The 16,974-nt window shown below is 38.9% G+C and carries 16 protein-coding genes; 6 read left to right on the top strand and 10 right to left on the bottom strand.

Annotation, left to right across the window (positions count from 1 at the left end; translation table 11 throughout):
- Positions 1–24 precede the first annotated feature (24 nt).
- The 8 genes from argF to JNUCC23_RS06630 all read right to left on the bottom strand — a co-directional run bounded on the left by argF (position 25) and on the right by JNUCC23_RS06630 (position 10,189).
- The gene (gene argF, locus JNUCC23_RS06665; protein WP_403072760.1) at positions 25–978 is read right to left on the bottom strand and encodes an ornithine carbamoyltransferase; all 954 of its coding nucleotides are present in this window, start codon (positions 976–978) and stop codon (positions 25–27) included.
- Entirely contained in the window at positions 975–4,094 is a 3,120-nt protein-coding gene (locus JNUCC23_RS06660; RefSeq protein ID WP_454214922.1) for a carbamoyl phosphate synthase large subunit, read from the bottom strand. Before JNUCC23_RS06660 ends, argF begins: the two co-directional genes overlap by 4 nt.
- Positions 4,087–5,169 carry a carbamoyl phosphate synthase small subunit gene (locus tag JNUCC23_RS06655; RefSeq protein WP_454214920.1) on the bottom strand — a complete coding sequence of 361 codons (1,083 nt, stop codon included), beginning with the start codon at positions 5,167–5,169 and terminating at the stop codon, positions 4,087–4,089. Before JNUCC23_RS06655 ends, JNUCC23_RS06660 begins: the two co-directional genes overlap by 8 nt.
- A gap of 82 nt (positions 5,170–5,251) precedes the next feature.
- Positions 5,252–6,403 carry an acetylornithine transaminase gene (locus tag JNUCC23_RS06650; protein ID WP_403072751.1) on the bottom strand — a complete coding sequence of 384 codons (1,152 nt, stop codon included), beginning with the start codon at positions 6,401–6,403 and terminating at the stop codon, positions 5,252–5,254.
- The gene (gene argB / locus JNUCC23_RS06645; RefSeq protein WP_403072748.1) at positions 6,400–7,173 is read right to left on the bottom strand and encodes an acetylglutamate kinase; all 774 of its coding nucleotides are present in this window, start codon (positions 7,171–7,173) and stop codon (positions 6,400–6,402) included. The genes JNUCC23_RS06650 and argB overlap by 4 nt, the downstream gene beginning before the upstream one ends.
- Before the next feature lie 12 nt (positions 7,174–7,185).
- Positions 7,186–8,418, bottom strand: coding sequence for a bifunctional ornithine acetyltransferase/N-acetylglutamate synthase (argJ, locus tag JNUCC23_RS06640; protein WP_454214918.1), 1,233 nt, complete (start codon positions 8,416–8,418; stop codon positions 7,186–7,188).
- Between the two features lie 17 nt (positions 8,419–8,435).
- Positions 8,436–9,467, bottom strand: a complete 1,032-nt coding sequence (argC, locus tag JNUCC23_RS06635) for an N-acetyl-gamma-glutamyl-phosphate reductase (RefSeq protein WP_454214916.1) — start codon at positions 9,465–9,467, stop codon at positions 8,436–8,438.
- A 413-nt stretch (positions 9,468–9,880) separates the two neighbouring features.
- Entirely contained in the window at positions 9,881–10,189 is a 309-nt protein-coding gene (locus JNUCC23_RS06630) for a metal-sulfur cluster assembly factor (protein WP_062182145.1), read from the bottom strand.
- 208 nt (positions 10,190–10,397) lie between these two features.
- Here JNUCC23_RS06630 and JNUCC23_RS06625 point away from each other — a divergent pair, with 208 nt between their 5' ends.
- From JNUCC23_RS06625 to JNUCC23_RS06615, 3 genes are all read left to right on the top strand, one after another.
- The gene (locus JNUCC23_RS06625; RefSeq protein ID WP_454214913.1) at positions 10,398–11,213 is read left to right on the top strand and encodes a Cof-type HAD-IIB family hydrolase; all 816 of its coding nucleotides are present in this window, start codon (positions 10,398–10,400) and stop codon (positions 11,211–11,213) included.
- Positions 11,214–11,352: 139 nt separating this feature from the next.
- Entirely contained in the window at positions 11,353–11,505 is a 153-nt protein-coding gene (locus tag JNUCC23_RS06620; protein WP_403072736.1) for a hypothetical protein, read from the top strand.
- Positions 11,505–11,684, top strand: a complete 180-nt coding sequence (locus JNUCC23_RS06615) for a DUF3813 domain-containing protein (protein ID WP_062182150.1) — start codon at positions 11,505–11,507, stop codon at positions 11,682–11,684. The genes JNUCC23_RS06620 and JNUCC23_RS06615 overlap by 1 nt, the downstream gene beginning before the upstream one ends.
- A gap of 161 nt (positions 11,685–11,845) precedes the next feature.
- Here the strand turns inward: JNUCC23_RS06615 and JNUCC23_RS06610 are convergent, their stop codons facing one another.
- Entirely contained in the window at positions 11,846–12,688 is an 843-nt protein-coding gene (locus JNUCC23_RS06610; RefSeq protein WP_062182153.1) for a YitT family protein, read from the bottom strand.
- A 138-nt stretch (positions 12,689–12,826) separates the two neighbouring features.
- Here JNUCC23_RS06610 and JNUCC23_RS06605 point away from each other — a divergent pair, with 138 nt between their 5' ends.
- The 3 genes from JNUCC23_RS06605 to JNUCC23_RS06595 all read left to right on the top strand — a co-directional run bounded on the left by JNUCC23_RS06605 (position 12,827) and on the right by JNUCC23_RS06595 (position 15,540).
- Positions 12,827–13,696, top strand: a complete 870-nt coding sequence (locus tag JNUCC23_RS06605; RefSeq protein ID WP_454214910.1) for a DegV family protein — start codon at positions 12,827–12,829, stop codon at positions 13,694–13,696.
- 108 nt (positions 13,697–13,804) lie between these two features.
- Positions 13,805–14,296, top strand: coding sequence for a YajQ family cyclic di-GMP-binding protein (locus JNUCC23_RS06600; RefSeq protein ID WP_062182159.1), 492 nt, complete (start codon positions 13,805–13,807; stop codon positions 14,294–14,296).
- 371 nt (positions 14,297–14,667) lie between these two features.
- Entirely contained in the window at positions 14,668–15,540 is an 873-nt protein-coding gene (locus tag JNUCC23_RS06595; protein ID WP_454214908.1) for an SDR family oxidoreductase, read from the top strand.
- Between the two features lie 279 nt (positions 15,541–15,819).
- Here the strand turns inward: JNUCC23_RS06595 and JNUCC23_RS06590 are convergent, their stop codons facing one another.
- Positions 15,820–16,839, bottom strand: coding sequence for a LacI family DNA-binding transcriptional regulator (locus tag JNUCC23_RS06590; protein ID WP_403072722.1), 1,020 nt, complete (start codon positions 16,837–16,839; stop codon positions 15,820–15,822).
- Positions 16,840–16,974: the final 135 nt, after the last annotated feature.

The following is a 16,974-nucleotide window of genomic DNA, read 5'->3' as shown; positions in this document are numbered from 1 at the left end:
TAACTTGATTATCATTAATCATTTTTATTGAAGCAAGTCGACCAAAATCGCTTTTTGAGCATGCAGCCTATTTCCTGCTTGATGAAAAACGACAGAATTTGGTCCGTCAATAATTTCAGCTGTTACCTCTTCCTCACGGTGAGCTGGAAGGCAATGCATGAAAATATAGTCTTCTTTCGCATGCTTTACTAGCTCTGCATTAATTTGATACTCTTTAAATACTTCTAATCGAACGGCATTCTCTGCTTCTTGTCCCATTGATGTCCAGACATCTGCATAAACGATGTCAGCACCTTCTATGGCTTCAGCAGGAGAATCTGTCACGACAATTTCGCATCCCTGTTGCTTAGCCTCTTTTTTCGCGTATTCAATAATTTCCTTATTCGGCTCATATCCAGCTGGACACGCAATGGAAAAGTCAATTCCCGTTTTTGCACAGGCAATCATTAAAGAATGTACGACATTATTCCCATCGCCAATATATGCCATTTTCAGGCCTGCAAGCTTCCCTTTAACTTCCTGAATCGTCAATAAATCAGCTAGTGCCTGACATGGGTGGAACATATCTGTTAAGCCATTAATAACAGGAATGGTTGCCGATGCAGCCAACTCTTCAATCTTTTCATGCCCAAATGTTCGAATCATAATTCCGTCAACGAATTGAGATAAGACTTTTGCCGTATCCGCTACCGTTTCTCCACGACCAATCTGGATATCATTGCTGCTTAAAAACAAGCCATGCCCGCCAAGTTGTAGCATGCCAACTTCAAACGACACTCTCGTTCTTGTTGATGATTTTTCAAAAATCATCCCTAACGTTTTTCCTTTTAATGGTGCATACTCTTCATTAGCTGCCCATTTCGACTTAATATCACTAGCTAATTTTAGCAACTCCAAAATTGAGTCAGGAGCAACATCAGCTAGTGTAAGAAAATCCTTTTGCTGAATGATTTTTCCGTTCTTGATTATTGTACTCATACTTGTGTCACTCCCTTTTTATCTAAACTAAGCCAAGTTTGTAGTGAAGCAATTTTTATCTCTTTTTCAGAAAGCGATTGTAAGTATGCAAGGAAAGTTTCTTCTTCTGAAAAAGCGAGGATACGATATTTCGCTGCTAATAATCGCAAATGTTGATCTTCCTCAGATTTTCCATATGACAATACTGCCGCACCGTTTCCTTGTTTAAGCCATGATTCAAAATCACCATCCGCAATAACCATTCCTGCATCAAGCACTCGATTTAACATTTCCTCACTTAGATGGATCGTAGGGGAAATGAATAAACCGTTTTTATGCACGTCTCTTTGACCATGATAAACTTTCGCTAATGCTTCATTGATTGTATTCGCAATGGCAATACCTTCTCCAGTCGATTTCATTTCTGGTCCAACTTTCGAATCAAGACCATTTAAAGCAAATGTTGAAAAGACTGGGTATTTAATGGCAGAATACGAGAAATCATCTTCTAACCCTATTTTTCCCAGTAAATTCGACAAAGAATATTTCCCAAGCAATATTTTTGTCGCAACTTGGACAAGTGGAACACCGCTAATTTTACTGATTAAAGGAATCGTTCGACTTGCACGTGGATTGACTTCAAGCACATAAATCTTTTGACCTTGGATAACGAATTGGATATTCATTAATCCTTTATAGCCAAGTTCTACGACAATTTTCTTCGAGTATTCGACCATTTTTTCTTTCATTTCATTGGAAATAGTTGTGCTTGGAAAAATAGCTAGGCTGTCTCCAGAATGGACGCCTGCCTTTTCAATATGTTCGGCAACTAAAGGTATATAGATATCACTGCCATCGGCAATTAAATCAATCTCAGCTTCTTGACCAGGTATATAAGAGTCAAGAAGTACAGGGTAAACAAGAGATTCTCCATTGTTCAAACGATTATTTAGACTTTTACGATCTTGAATGATTTCCATTCCCTGACCGCCAATTACATAGGAAGGACGTAATAAAACAGGAAAGCCAATCTGTTCAGCTTGCTTCAGTAATTCTTGTGCGTTATTCGCCATCTCACCAGGAACATGAGGAATATCAAGCTTTTGTAGCAACGTATAGAAACGATCACGATCTTCTAATTGGTCAACGATATCAAAGGATGTTCCCAATAAATTAATGCCTTGCTCTTCAAGCCCCTGTGCAAGATTAATCGCAGTTTGACCACCAAATTGAACGATTACATCTTGAATCCCTTCTGCCTCTATTACATTTAAAACATACTCAAGTGTCAAAGGTTCAAAGTAAAGGCGATCAGCTGTGGCAAAATCTGTGCTCACTGTTTCAGGATTATTATTAATCATGATAGTTTCTACATGTTCTTGTTGTAGGGCGTAAACACTGTGTACTGAACAATAATCAAATTCAATCCCTTGCCCAATTCGGATTGGTCCACTGCCGATAATCAAGACCTTTTGTTTAGCTGACTTTTCCTGCTCATTTTCACCGAAATACGTCGAGTAATAATAATTCGTATGAGATTCGAATTCGGCTGCACATGTATCAACCGTTTTATACGCCGCTGTGACGCCTAGCGTTATCCGCTGCTTTCTCACGTCAAATTCTGATGCGTCCCATATAGATGCCAAATAACGATCAGAAAAGCCATTTTCCTTTATGAACACGAATTCTTCCTTCGTTAGATCATAAAGATTTTTGTCAGCAAGATTCTTTTCCATTTCTATTATGGTTGAAAAACTCGCTAAGAAAAAATAGTCCATTTTAGTTGCTTCATGAATCGCCTCTATTGTAACATTTCTGCGAAGTAATTCGAAAATCACAAAAATTCGTTCATCTGTTTGCGCATAAAGCATATCCCACAAGTCTGATAAAGATTTTTCTTTTAATGACTTTAACTGAAGACCCAATGTCTTTAGTTCAAGTGAGTCAACGGCTTTTTGAAGAGCTCCTTCAAAACTTCGATGCAAGGCCATTACTTCACCGGTCGCCTTCATTTGTGTTCCAAGCTTACGCATTGCTGTTGGAAATTTATCAAATGGCCATCTAGGAAATTTTACAGCTACATAATCAAGTGCAGGTTCAAAGCTTGCATACGTGCTCTTCGTAACGGGATTGATCAGTTCTGACAAATGATAGCCAACTGCCAATTTTGCTGCAATGCGGGCAATCGGATAGCCCGTCGCTTTTGAAGCAAGTGCCGAAGAACGGCTTACCCGAGGATTCACTTCAATTAAATAATAGCTTTTACTATTCGGATCAAGAGCAAATTGGATATTACAACCGCCGATAATCCCTAATGCTGAAATAATTTTAATCGATGCCGAGCGTAGCATTTGGTATTCTTCATCGGAAAGCGTCTGAGAAGGTGCCACAACAATTGAATCTCCTGTATGAATGCCAACAGGATCGATATTTTCCATATTACAAATCGTGATACAAGTTTGATTGCTGTCTCGCATTACTTCATATTCAATTTCTTTAAAACCTGCAATGCTCCGCTCAATGAGACATTGAGTAATCGGACTTTCCTGTAGCCCACCTCTGACAAGCTCCTTGAATACGTCCATCTCTTCTGCAATACCGCCACCAGTACCGCCTAGTGTATACGCTGGCCGAACAATGATCGGAAACCCAATTTTTTCTGCAAAAGCAACCGCTTCATCATAGGTATGAACAATCATGCTTTCAGGAACTGGTTCATTGATTTCAAACATCAATTGTCGAAAAAGCTCCCTGTCCTCTCCTTTTTTAATGGAGTCAATTGGAGTCCCGAGCAATGTAACGCCATACTTTTCCAAAATTCCAGCTTCATGAAGCTGATACGCAAGATTTAATCCTGTTTGGCCTCCTAATGTAGCGAGCAAGCCATCTGGTTTTTCCTTTGCGATGATTTTTTCAAGTACATCACAGGTTAATGGCTCAAAATATACTGCATCTGCATTCATGTCGTCCGTCATAATTGTAGCTGGGTTGTTATTCACTAAAATGACCCGATAGCCTTCCTCTTTAAGCGCTAAACATGCTTGAGTACCAGCATAATCAAATTCTGCTGCTTGCCCGATGATAATCGGGCCTGATCCGATTACTAGGATAGTTTGTATGGAATGATTCTTAGGCATATGCTTTTTCTCTCCCGCTATAGTCATTTATCATCTGTAAAAACTCTGAAAAGTGTTCCCCGCTTTCCGCTGGGCCTGGGTTAGCTTCCGGATGGTATTGTGTCGTAACAATCGGTAGTTCAGTATGGACCAAACCTTCAACTGTGCCATCATTCACATTGCGGAATCGTACCTGTAATCCTGTGTTCATCAAACTCTCTTCCGCCACTTCATAGCTGTGATTTTGCGAGCTCATGTATACCCGTTTCGTTTTCAAATCAACAATTGGCTGATTGGCACCTCGATGACCGAAAAGCATTTTCTTCGTATTCCCACCAAATGCAAGAGCTGTAAGTTGGTGACCAAGACATATGCCCATCGTCGGATAATGAGTAAGTATGCTTTTGATATTTTCAAGTAAATGATTTAGTTGCTTTGGATCACCCGGCCCATTAGATAGGACTACACCATCCGGATTCAGGCTCTGAATCGTTTGAAGGTCCGTATTGAAAGGTACTGTCGTTACTTTACAATTTTGACTGATTAGACTGTCCAAAATCGATTTCTTGTAACCAAAGTCAAGAAGCACAACATGCTTTGTACCGTTTCCATAACTCGTAATTTCCTTAGAAGAAACTTCTGATACTATTTGAGTATTTCCATTATAGCTGGTTTGCACTTGATAATTCGGATCAGGTGTAATCGCAGCTTCCATAGAACCTAATTTTCGAATCGTCTTCACAACTGCTCTCGTATCGATCTGACTAAGCAATGGAATATTCCATTTATCGAGATAATCTTTTAGCGAATGACGGGCTTGAAAATGAGAATAACTCATATCTCCTTGATAAACAATTACACCAGCTACATGCGGCTTTCTGCTTTCAAAGTCTTCATCGTTAATCCCATAATTTCCAATTAACGGATACGTAAATACGACAATTTGATTTTTATATGAAGGGTCTGTCAACACTTCTTGGTAGCCTGTCATTCCTGTAAAAAAGACAATTTCACCTTGCATGGCATCGTTCATATCTCTAGTTAATAATTTTCCCTCAAAAGATTGACCATTTGATAAATGTAAATAGTTTTTCATGATTTCACTCCTATGCAAGACTGTATTTTTATATAACATAAAGTATTTTTATTCATTCGATTTGTAAAAAATACAGTCATTTTTAGACTGGCTGCTTACTTCCTATTACATTTGCAATCTTTTCAATGCATATATCCAATTCATGTTTATTCGTTGTTAATGGCGGTAGTAGCCTTATTACATTTGGACCTGCTGTCAAGACAAGTATCCCTTGCTTTTGAAGTTCTAGTAAAATCGGTTGACCAGCATTCACTAATTCAATCCCAATCATCAGCCCCATCCCGCGTATCTCTTTCACGTTTTCTAAATCCTTTAGTTTTTCGTTCAATTGATCGAAAAGATAGTTTCCTTTTTCAACTACTCCTAAAAGAAAGTCCTCTTTGAACACTTCTTGAACCGTCGCTTCTGCTGCTGCGATACTGACTGGGTTTCCGCCAAACGTCGATCCATGGCTACCTGGTCCAAAGTACTTGGCAAGCTCTTTCTTTCCTACCATTGCGCCGATAGGAAGGCCATTTCCTAGCCCTTTAGCAATTGTAATAATATCCGGATCAATCTGATAGTGTTGAAAAGCAAATGGCTTACCAGTACGGCCAATTCCCGTTTGAATTTCATCGATAATTAATAAGATGTCGAATTTTTCACTTACAGATTTTATTGCATCCAGGAATTCCTGTTCAATTTTATGAATCCCGCCTTCGCCTTGAACGATTTCAATCATAATTGCAGCAGTGTCTGCATCCACACTGTTTACCAATGCATCTACATCATTGAATGGAATATAGGTAAACTCTTCAAGCATTTTCCCAAAACCAACTTTGACCTTTTCCTGCCCTGTTGCTGCCATCGTCGCAAAAGTACGCCCGTGAAATGATTGAATGCAAGTAATGATTTTATTTTTCCCTGATGCTTTCCGTGCGAGTTTTATCGCAGCTTCATTTGCTTCGGCACCACTGTTACAAAAGAAGACAGACCCTAGACCAGATGCCTCCGTAATGAGTGAAGCGGTTTTTTCCTGCTTTGAATTTTCGAACATATTCGATGTGTGCCAAAATGAAGCTAATTGTTTTTCAACGGCTGTTTTTACTTTTTCATGACAATGTCCCAGATTCAACACGCCAATTCCAGACGTATAATCCAAATATTTCTTACCATCCTTGCTTGTTAACCAAGATCCTAACGCCTGATCTGGTTCAATCTGCCATCTTTCATAGGTTGGAAATAATGAACTCATTGATATACCCCTTCCTGTGTAACAAATTTCGTGCCAATAAAATCATTATTGTCATAGAAACAAGACTTTCCGCTGACAATCATCACTTCTGGTATATTTTTTTCCAAAACGGAAAGCGCAGTGGTCACCTTAGGTATCATTCCGCCATAAATGGTACCTTCTTTAATCATTTCTTTCGTTTCCCTTGCTGTAAGCTGTGAGAGTAAGCTGCCTTCTTTTAGAACTCCCTTAACATCAGTAACAAATAAACACATTTGTGCACCAAGTGCTTTTGCCACCGCACCTGCTGCCATATCAGCATTCACGTTCAGCTTCTGTCCTGATTCCGTAATTGAGATGGGAGTTAGCACAGGACATATTCCTTTTTGAAGAAGCACTTCCAATAGATCTGTATCAATTTTCTCAATCTCGCCAACAGCGCCCAAAGCCGATTCATCAATATAGCTCCCAATCAACATCTTGCCATCAGAGCCATTTAAGCCAATCGCTTTAATATCATGTGATTCAAGCTTATGAACAAGGCTTCTGTTCGATTTACCTGAAAGCATCAATTCAACAATTTCCATGACCTCAGCTGTTGTCTTACGTAGTCCATTTTCAAAGATTGGTGTGATATTGCTTTGTTCAAGCATGGCGTTAATATCCGGACCGCCACCATGAACAAAGACCATTCGCCAGCCACGGCTTTGCAGTTCTTTTATGCTTTCAAAAAAAGTTTCTGACAGTTCATCAATAATACTACCGCCGCATTTAATAACTAAGGTTTTCATTCTGCACACTCCTTAGGATCGATAACTCGCATTGATTTTCACATAATCATAAGTTAAGTCGCAGCCCCATGCTGTTCCTGTTTCAGATCCTTCTTTAAGCGTAACATTTATCACGAGTAAATCTTGCTCCAAATAAGCTTTAGCGGTTTCTTCAGAAAAATCAACTGGTTCACCGTCTTCTAATACAACGAGATCTCCGAAAGCAATTGTGACTTGTTGCGGGTTAAAATCGATTCCACTGCGTCCCATTGCGGCAATAATTCTTCCCCAGTTCGCATCTGCTCCGTATGCTGCTGTTTTAACTAAATTAGAACCAATGATTGTTTTGGCAATGATTTGTGCCGCGCGTTTTGTACCCATTCCAAAAACATTGCACTCGATTAGTTTGGTTGCACCTTCGCCGTCTTTGGCGATTTGCTTTGCCAAGCTTTCACTCGTTTGTTTCAATAATTGAATAAATGTATCCCACTCAGGATGTGTTGGTGATAACGCTTGATTCCCCGCTTTACCATTTGCTAAAACAAGTACCATATCATTTGTTGATGTATCGCCATCTACTGTAATTTGATTAAACGTCTGATCAGTTATGGCTGAAAGTGCAAGCTGTAAATCGCTAGACTCAATGGCTGCATCTGTCGTAATAAATCCGAGCATCGTAGCCATATTCGGGTGAATCATTCCCGATCCTTTCGCTGCTCCACCCATCGTAACCGTTACCCCATCTATTTCGACTGAGTACGCACAATTCTTCGTTACGGTATCTGTTGTTAAGATTGCTTGTTCGAAATCTATAGCATCCTTATCCGCGGATGATGGTTCTAACAGTTCAATCCCACGCTTAATTTTATCCATTTTCATGTATTCACCAATAACACCTGTTGAAGCAACCGCAAGATAATGTGATGGTAATTCGAATTTCGAAGCAGCCAGATCCCTCATTTCATAGGCGTCTTTTAGTCCTTGTTTGCCAGTGCAGGCATTGGCGCAAGCGCTATTAACAATGATTCCTTGGACCTTCCCTTCCTCTTGAATGCTTTGCTTTGTCACTTCAAGGGGAGCTGCTTGGATCATACTTTGTGTGTAAACAGCCGCAACTGACGCAGGAATATCCGATAAGATGATCCCAAGATCTTTCTTCGCATAGCGTAATCCAGCGTGAACACCTGCTGTTTTAAACCCCTGTGGTGTAACGATACTTCCTTGTTCGATTTCCTTTATAGATGCAACACGCTGCAGTGTTTTCATAATTAACCTCCGAATAGTTATGGATAAATGGGTATCGTGGATAAACCTGCTGTTTCTTCCAAGCCCATCATAATATTTGCATTTTGAATCGCTTGCCCGGCTGCACCTTTCACAAGGTTGTCAATAACCGAGACAATCGTTACTTTTCCTGTTCGTTCATCATACGCCATCCCGATATCGCAGAAATTAGAGCCATATACTTGTTTCGTGACCGGGAACTGACCAGATCTTTGGATTCTTACGAAAGGATGTGAATTGTAATTCGTTTGATATAGATCATAAAGCTCTTGTGTAGAAATTCGTTTGTTTACCTTTACATACATGGTCGCCATGATTCCTCGCGTCATTGGGACAAGATGCGTCGTAAAGGTAATGGGCTCTATTTTCTGTGACCACGCAGATAGCTGCTGTTCAATTTCCGGGATATGCTGATGCTCATGTACTTTATATATTTTGAAATTTTCATTCATATCGCTAAAATGGGTCATATCTGATGGTGACTTTCCTGCTCCAGATACGCCTGATTTTGCATCAACAATGACATCTCCCGCAACTAAGCCTTCTGTAAATAATGGCGCTAGGCCAAGTAATGTTGCAGTTGGATAACAGCCCGGATTTGCGATCACGTTTGCTTCTTTAATGTGCTGGGCATTCCATTCCGTAAGACCGTACACAGCTGAATCAATGATTTTCTGCGGTGCAGCTGTTTTTTTATACCATTTTTCATATTCACCTGGTGTTTTTAAGCGTAAGTCACCGGATAAATCAATAACCTTAACATTCACCTGAGAAAAAGCGGAGACAAGTTCTGCTGAGACTCCTGATGGTGTAGCTAGAAAAACAATATCGGATTTATCGGCAATTTTTTCAGGATTAATTTCTTCTAACACAAAATCTTCATGCAATAAATGTGTATAACTTTCACTTATTTTCCTATCAAATTTAGATGATGTATGCAAAGAGGCAATTTTCATGTTTGGATGATTTTTCAAAAGACGAATAAGTTCTAATCCGCCATAGCCTGTAGCACCAACAATTGAAACGTTCAAGTTTATCATCTCCATTGTATTCTTCCCTACGATTCTATAATAATAGTATTATATGACTGAATAAAAATAAAATCAAATGTATTTTTATAAAATGAGCGAATTTTTTAAACTATTTTTAAATATTGGTATTTTTGTATGGAGGACATGGGGACGGGGCTTCGCGACTTACATATATAGCGACTCTACTTAGCGGGTATACTTATATGATCGAGAAAGCATCCGATAATTCGGCTCCGCACCGCCACCTTCATAAAGTGATATGGCTTTTAGAACCTGAACCTTTTTTATCGCTGGGGTTTAGAGCAATCTCTTATGGATGTCTTATTGGAAAATTCTTCGATAATACACCGAGACCTCACGAAATAAAGCCGCCAGATTGACTGACGGCTTTACTTTCCTTCTAGCTTAAATATTTATTTAATACCTAATGCGATTTTCGCATATCTTGACATACGGTCTTTTGACCAAGGTGGACTCCAAACAATGTTTACGTCTGAGTCCTTCACTTCCGGAATATCTTCTAGGACATATTTTACATTATCCACAATCGTTCCAGCGAGTGGGCAACCCATAGCTGTTAGCGTCATTGTAACAGTAGCCATCCCGTTTTCGTCCATATCAACATCATATACGAGACCTAAATTCACTATATCTACTCCAAGTTCAGGATCAATGACCTGTTCTAATGCACCCATTAAATTATCTTTTAAATCTTGGTCCATTTCTATTCACTCCTTTATCTGCATCGATACCTACATCTTATCAAACTTATGCCCATTAATTAAGCAAATACTTTTTAGCATAAGTTATTTCAAGATTACTCTTCACTATACAGGAACAATAAGAAAATTAAAAAGATTTAACATTGCTTACAAATAAGGGTAATATTAGTAGCATATCCAAAAAAAAATAGAAATAGAAGGTGACTAAATGACTGAAAAACATCTGATTGTCTTAGACCTTGATGGTACATTACTTACAAATGAAAAAAACATCTCCAATCGGACAAAAAGAACATTAGCAAAGTTAAAAGATGACGGTCATGAGGTTATGATTGCAACAGGCAGACCCTACCGTTCCAGTGAACCATATTATCGTGAGCTCGATTTAAACACCCCAATCGTAAATTTCAACGGAGCATTCGTACACCATCCTAAAAACAATGCTTGGGGAGCTTTTCACTCACCACTTGATATTGAAGTTGCGAAAGATATCGTAGAAGCTGTTCAGAATTTTACTTATCATAACATTATTGCTGAAGTACGTGATGATGTGTTCTTTCATTATCATGATGAAAAACTAATTGATCTCTTGCAAATGGGGAGTACGAATATCACGACTGGTGATTTGCGTAATTTTCTTAACGCACCTCCCACAAGTATGTTAATCCATACTGAGCAACAATATGTAGATGATATCAGAAAACATTTGTCTGATATTCATGCTGAGGTTATCGACCATCGCCGCTGGGCAGACCCATTCCATGTAATTGAAATTGTCCGAACCGGATTAAATAAGGCGGTTGGTCTTGACCGTGTTTCCAAATCTTTAGATATACCAAAGGATCGGATCATTGCTTTCGGTGATGAAGACAATGATTTCGAGATGATTAAATATGCTGGGACTGGTGTGGCAATGGGCAATGCCATTAACGAATTGAAAACAATTGCCAATGCCACCACACTAACCAATGAAGAAGATGGAATCGCTGTTTTCCTTGAGGATAAGTTCAATTTGAAGTTTTAAGTAACTCATATGAAATTTTCTATTTATTCCCGCTTTTAATTCTAGCTGAGTAAGCCAAACTAGTAGTGAGGTTGATTAAGAAGGAGACAAATCCTTCTAAACCAATCTCCAGACGCTTTAGAATACGGAGGCGATAAGAATGGGTAAAAGTAGCAAAGCCAAACGTTTTGTACAGCAAGGGAAGAATACGGTCTTGCAGCATGCTGAACGAATCCCTTATCATTCTACGTACGCTGAAGCTGAAGAAAAAAGAACTCAACTTATGTCTGAACAAAGCTATGGTGGATTATAATGGCAAACAAATTATTTCAGCAAGCTAGAAAATTTGTCGAAGAAGCAGGAAATGGAGATCATAACCAAGAGGAAACAATGGCGATCGCCAAAAATGCACTTTCTTCTGCTTACGCCAATTCAACTGAAGCAGAACAAGTTCAGTTGCGAGAGCTACAGAATAAGCTAGAGTCAAAATAAGCAAAGGACAAGCACCAAAGAACTAGAAGCTAAAACTAGGTCTGAGATTTTTGCTTATTTTAAATCCTTAAAGGGTCTGACACCACACTCTATATACAGTTTATCAAGTTACACACACCTTAATTGAACTGTATATAGGAGTTGTGGGGTCTGACTCTTTTTTATTCCTTTCGAAACAACCCTACTATGCCCGTTGTCTGTAGAATGTTCGTAAACGCTTCAGGATCCACTTCATTGATGATTTTTTCTAAATCATATTGCTCATACCGGGTAACCACGATCAATATCATTTCTTTGTTTTCATTTGTATATCCCCCTTTTACTGGAACTGTGGTTAGGCCACGGACAAGCTTTGAGTGAATGGCATTCTTAAGCTCATTCCCCTTCTTCGTTATGATCATCGCCGTAAGCTTCTCATGACGTGTGTGGATAGCATCAATGACTCTTGTTGAAGTGTAGAGAGTGACAAGCGTATAAAGCGCCTTTTCTGGTCCATAAATCGCTCCAGCAGTGACGATAATCACTCCATTTAGTAGAAATAAGTACGTACCCACCGGCTTATCCTTTACACGGGAAAGGAGCATAGCGATGATATCCATCCCTCCAGTCGATGCCCCAAATTTCAGTGTAATTCCAACCCCAACTGCCGCTATAACTCCACCAAATACTGCATTTAATAATATATCAGGCGACATTTTGTAAACAGGAATTACCTCCATAAATACAGTCATTAATCCGACACTGATAAAGCTATATACAGTAAATGCGCGACCGATTTTTTTCCATGCAATGATCGTAATCGGAACGTTTAAAATAAATAAAATAATTCCTGTTGAAATGGTAAACGGTGCATACGTTCTAAGTAATGTGGATATTAGTTGAGCAACTCCAGTAAACCCGCTTGCATAAATATTGGCGGGTATCAGGAACAGATTCATAGCGATCGCATTAAAAAGTGCACCGATAATAACAATAATGATTTTCTTACCTTCTAAAAGATACATATTTTGCCCCCAATCTTTACCTATAGTATCCTACTACCCTTTAGCTGTTATTCCATGCTTAAGTGGATTGTTTTTTTTCATTGACATGCTACACTATTATTAGTCGTATATATTCAAGTCTAGAAAGCAGGTGTAATTATGACAATCACCATCCTAGCTGACAGTGCAAGCGACTTGCCACTGTCTTACTATAAAGAAAACAACCTTCGTTTTATTCCGTTACAAGTTCTGCTTGATGGACAAAATTATCAAGATCTACAAACGATCGAGCCAAATATAGTCTATGAAGCCATGCGTAACGGAAAATCGCCTAAAACCTCTCAAGCTTCTCCCGAAGATTTGTTTGAAATATTTACGGAGTTGGCTAAAGAAAAAAAGCAAGGGATTTATATTGCCTTTTCATCTGAGTTATCAGGTACATACCAAACAGCCGTAATGGCCCGAAATCAAGTAAAAGAAGATTTTTCAGATCTTGATTTAGAGATTATCGATACAAAATGTGCCTCCCTAGGGTATGGACTTGTCGTGAAATCTGCGGTCAATGCTGCTAATGGTGGTGCTTCAAAGGAAGAATTAGTAGCGAATATCACGTTCCAAGCCCAACATATGGAGCATTTATTTACAGTCGACAATCTTGAATACCTTGCGCGCGGCGGGCGAATTTCAAAAGCTTCTGCGATAGTCGGTGGTCTTTTAAATATTAAGCCACTGCTTCATGTTGAAGATGGTAAGCTGATTCCCCTTGAAAAAATTCGTGGTAATAAAAAATTATTGAAACGTGTTATTGAAATTATGCATGAACGTGGGGTAAATTTAGACAAACAAACCATCGCAATCAGCCATGCGGATAATGAAGAGACTGCACTCGAATGGAAGCAAGCTATACAAGAAGAATTTGGAACAGAAAGTTTTGTAATTAATTCGATAGGGGCAGTTATTGGTTCTCATGCCGGACCAGGAACAATTGCATTATTTTTCTTAAATAAATTACCAGAAACGTCATCATAATTTGTTTCCTTTTATCTATGTAACACAACTACATGCATGCATTTCAGTTGTGTTACATAGCCACATTCACTATAATATATAGAAATCAATGTACTCCGGGAGGTAAAAATGGCTAAAGATAGTTCATTTGATATTGTTTCACAAGTTGATTTTTCAGAAGTAACAAATGCTGTAACAATGGCAATGAAAGAAATTCAAACTCGCTATGATTTTAAAGGAAGCTCTAGCACGATTACACTTGACAAGGAAGAGCTTGTTTTAGTTTCCGATGATGAATACAAGCTTGATCAGCTAAAAGACGTATTGATCAGCAAATTGGTAAAACGTAATGTCCCCATCAAAAACCTGGATTACGGCAAAATCGAAGGGGCTTCAGGTGGTACCGTTCGTCAGCGTGCAAAGCTGATTCAAGGGATTGATAAAGAGCATGCCAAGAAAATCAATACCATTATTAAAAATAGTGGTCTTAAAGTGAAAAGCCAAATTCAAGATGATCAAATTCGTGTAACTGGTAAGAACCGCGATGATCTCCAAGGCATTATCTCTGCCATACGTGGCGCAGACTTATCAATTGAGGTACAATTTATGAATTATCGCTAATGTGAAAAAGAAGCCTAGGAAGTCCGTACTTTGACTTCCTAGGCTTCTTTTTTTCTTAGATAAGCGGTAGTTCTCAGAATGGCTGTAATTAAAGAAAATGTGCGATTTTAACAAAGTAGAATAATAAGAGTACGTCACAAAAGGGTAAGTCCTCACACCTATACACCGTTTATCGTATCATTTACACATTATCGAAAGGATATGTAGTAGATGCGGGTTCTCCCCCTTTCTTTTTTGGCATCTTCCTCTTTATTTCCTCGTAAGCCTTCCCTACCTTAGTTTTCATACTTACCCCATATTTTCCCACGTTTTTATTTTTCAATTCGAAGGAATATGAATGATGTAGATATTACGAAATAGGAGGTTTCTATATGGAAAACAAGGACAAGCAGAATAAGCAAACATTTCCACCACAGCATCAAAATCATCAACCTGGTGTTGAATCAGAAATGCACCCAAAGCCAGAATCCGTCTGTTCAAAGTATCAAGGAAGCGGTAAATTACAAGGAAAAACAGCGATTATTACAGGTGGTGATAGTGGAATTGGTAAATCAGTCGCGATTTACTATGCAAAAGAAGGCGCAAATGTTGTGATTGTTTATCTAGAGGAACAAAGTGATGCAGAAACGACAAAGGAGCTTGTAGAAAAGGAAGGACAGAAATGTCTTCTGCTTTCAGGAGATGTAGGGGATGAATCTTTTTGTAAAGGAGTTATTGAGCAAACAATTGGAGAGTTCGGTGCATTGGATATCCTCGTAAATAATGCTGGCGAGCAGCATGTCCAGGAAAACTTTCTTGATATTACAGCTGAGCAACTTGAGAAAACATTCAGAACGAATATCTTCTCTATGTTTCATCTCACAAAAGCAGCAATGCCACATTTAAAGAGAGGCAGTAGCATTATCAATACAGCTTCCATCACTGCGTACGAAGGGAATCCCAAATTGATTGATTACTCTTCTACAAAAGGAGCTATTGTTTCCTTTACTAGAGCACTATCCAATTCCATTTCGAAAGATGGAATTCGTGTTAATAATGTAGCTCCGGGTCCGATTTGGACACCTTTAATTCCTGCATCATTCAATGAAAAAGATGTAGCCAAATTTGGAGCGGATACCCCAATGGGCAGAGCTGGACAGCCCAAAGAGCTTGCAGGTGCCTATGTGTTCCTAGCAAGTGATGATGCAAGCTATATTAGTGGGCAAACGATACATGTAAATGGCGGAACTGTTATAAATGGATGAATAAAAGGGATGTCTCAAACGGTCTGACGTCGTTTTAACATACAGCAAATTTTATTTTTACACTAATCTATCTTGTATGTAATTATTGCGATGTCTGACTTGAGACCTCCCGTTTGAAGGACATGGGGACGGGGCTTCGCGACTTACTAGTAAGCCCGCTACTTAGCAGCTAAACTTATATGATCAAGAAAGCTTCCGAAATTTTGGCTCCGCACCGCCGCCATTGTGATTTTAGCGAATGTAGCGTAATTCATGATCGATCCTTCATGTTAATAGGTTTTATATGTTTATACAGGAAACCCGTTCAATCAGCTGATGAGGAACGATAATTCGTTTCACTGGTTCTTTAGGATTTAGAAGCAGTTGTATTAAACTTTTCGCTGCCTGGTAGCCTAAGTCAAAAATATTAATATCAATTGAAGTCAATTGCGGTCTAGCTAATTCAGAAAAAAAGACGTTATTAAAACTAACTATGGACATATTCTCTGGTACGGCTACTTTTAGTTTCGTTAACATGTTAACAACACCTATTGCCATCAATTCATCTGTTACAAGTAGAGCGGTTGGCGGAGTTTCTAGCAATAGTAATCCCTGGATTGCCTCTTGACCACGTTCAAGCAAGAATTCATCGTGTCTAATATATTGAGGAACAATTGGAATACCTGCTCCTTTTAGAGCCTCTTGATATCCTTGCAGGCGCTCCATTGTCATAACTAGGTTTATATTACCACCGATAAAACTAATCTTATCGTGGCCTAGTCTTATTAAATATTCCGTTGCTTCCCGTGAAGCCCGGTAATTATCATTATCCACATGAGTAATTTCTTCTTCCCACTCGTATGGTCTGCCAATGACGACAAACGGAAATTGACGATCACGCAAATATTTTAAGATTTTATCATCTATTCGGGAATAAAGCAGAATAATGCCATCTACCCTTCCTCCTTGAACCATGTTGACAACATCCTGATAAATTTGTTCTTCCGTTTTTCCTGTACTCATTTGCAATGCATATTGCTTTTCATGAGCCCCCTCACTTAATCCGCGAAGGACCGTTGAAAAAAATGGATTTTGAAAAAATACATCGGATGAACTCGGCAAAACTAGACCGATGACTTGAGTAGATTGACTAGCAAGACTTCGTGCAATAAAATTTGGATGGTACCCTAACTCTACCATAGCTTCTCGGACGCGAACCTTTGTTTTCTCGCTTATTCGAGGATTATTTGCGATGACGCGCGAAACTGTCGAAGGAGCAACACTCGCCAATTTTGCAACGTCTTTTATTGTAATTGCCATGATTCACCTACTCCTCTCTAAGCGCTTACATTCGTATTGTTATACAAAACAAAAAAAAATTATGCACCTATCATACACCTTGAATCTACATTATTTCTATTTTTTATTTAAAAAAATAAGCGGAGCGATACATAT

Source organism: Peribacillus sp. JNUCC 23, assembly GCF_053653995.1.
The sequence above is the reverse complement of the archived record's forward strand: the minus strand, read 5'-3'. Positions and strand labels throughout refer to the sequence as shown.

What these genes read in the sequence shown, in the direction of transcription:
- argF (WP_403072760.1), bottom strand. Translation starts at nt 978, where the DNA reads ATGAGTACAATAATCAAGAACGGAAAAATCATTCAGCAAAAGGATTTT.
- JNUCC23_RS06660 (WP_454214922.1), bottom strand. Translation starts at nt 4,094, where the DNA reads ATGCCTAAGAATCATTCCATACAAACTATCCTAGTAATCGGATCAGGC.
- JNUCC23_RS06655 (WP_454214920.1), bottom strand. Translation starts at nt 5,169, where the DNA reads ATGAAAAACTATTTACATTTATCAAATGGTCAATCTTTTGAGGGAAAA.
- JNUCC23_RS06650 (WP_403072751.1), bottom strand. Translation starts at nt 6,403, where the DNA reads ATGAGTTCATTATTTCCAACCTATGAAAGATGGCAGATTGAACCAGAT.
- argB (WP_403072748.1), bottom strand. Translation starts at nt 7,173, where the DNA reads ATGAAAACCTTAGTTATTAAATGCGGCGGTAGTATTATTGATGAACTG.
- argJ (WP_454214918.1), bottom strand. Translation starts at nt 8,418, where the DNA reads ATGAAAACACTGCAGCGTGTTGCATCTATAAAGGAAATCGAACAAGGA.
- JNUCC23_RS06630 (WP_062182145.1), bottom strand. Translation starts at nt 10,189, where the DNA reads ATGGACCAAGATTTAAAAGATAATTTAATGGGTGCATTAGAACAGGTC.
- JNUCC23_RS06625 (WP_454214913.1), top strand. Translation starts at nt 10,398, where the DNA reads ATGACTGAAAAACATCTGATTGTCTTAGACCTTGATGGTACATTACTT.
- JNUCC23_RS06620 (WP_403072736.1), top strand. Translation starts at nt 11,353, where the DNA reads ATGGGTAAAAGTAGCAAAGCCAAACGTTTTGTACAGCAAGGGAAGAAT.
- JNUCC23_RS06615 (WP_062182150.1), top strand. Translation starts at nt 11,505, where the DNA reads ATGGCAAACAAATTATTTCAGCAAGCTAGAAAATTTGTCGAAGAAGCA.
- JNUCC23_RS06610 (WP_062182153.1), bottom strand. Translation starts at nt 12,688, where the DNA reads ATGTATCTTTTAGAAGGTAAGAAAATCATTATTGTTATTATCGGTGCA.
- JNUCC23_RS06605 (WP_454214910.1), top strand. Translation starts at nt 12,827, where the DNA reads ATGACAATCACCATCCTAGCTGACAGTGCAAGCGACTTGCCACTGTCT.
- JNUCC23_RS06600 (WP_062182159.1), top strand. Translation starts at nt 13,805, where the DNA reads ATGGCTAAAGATAGTTCATTTGATATTGTTTCACAAGTTGATTTTTCA.
- JNUCC23_RS06595 (WP_454214908.1), top strand. Translation starts at nt 14,668, where the DNA reads ATGGAAAACAAGGACAAGCAGAATAAGCAAACATTTCCACCACAGCAT.
- JNUCC23_RS06590 (WP_403072722.1), bottom strand. Translation starts at nt 16,839, where the DNA reads ATGGCAATTACAATAAAAGACGTTGCAAAATTGGCGAGTGTTGCTCCT.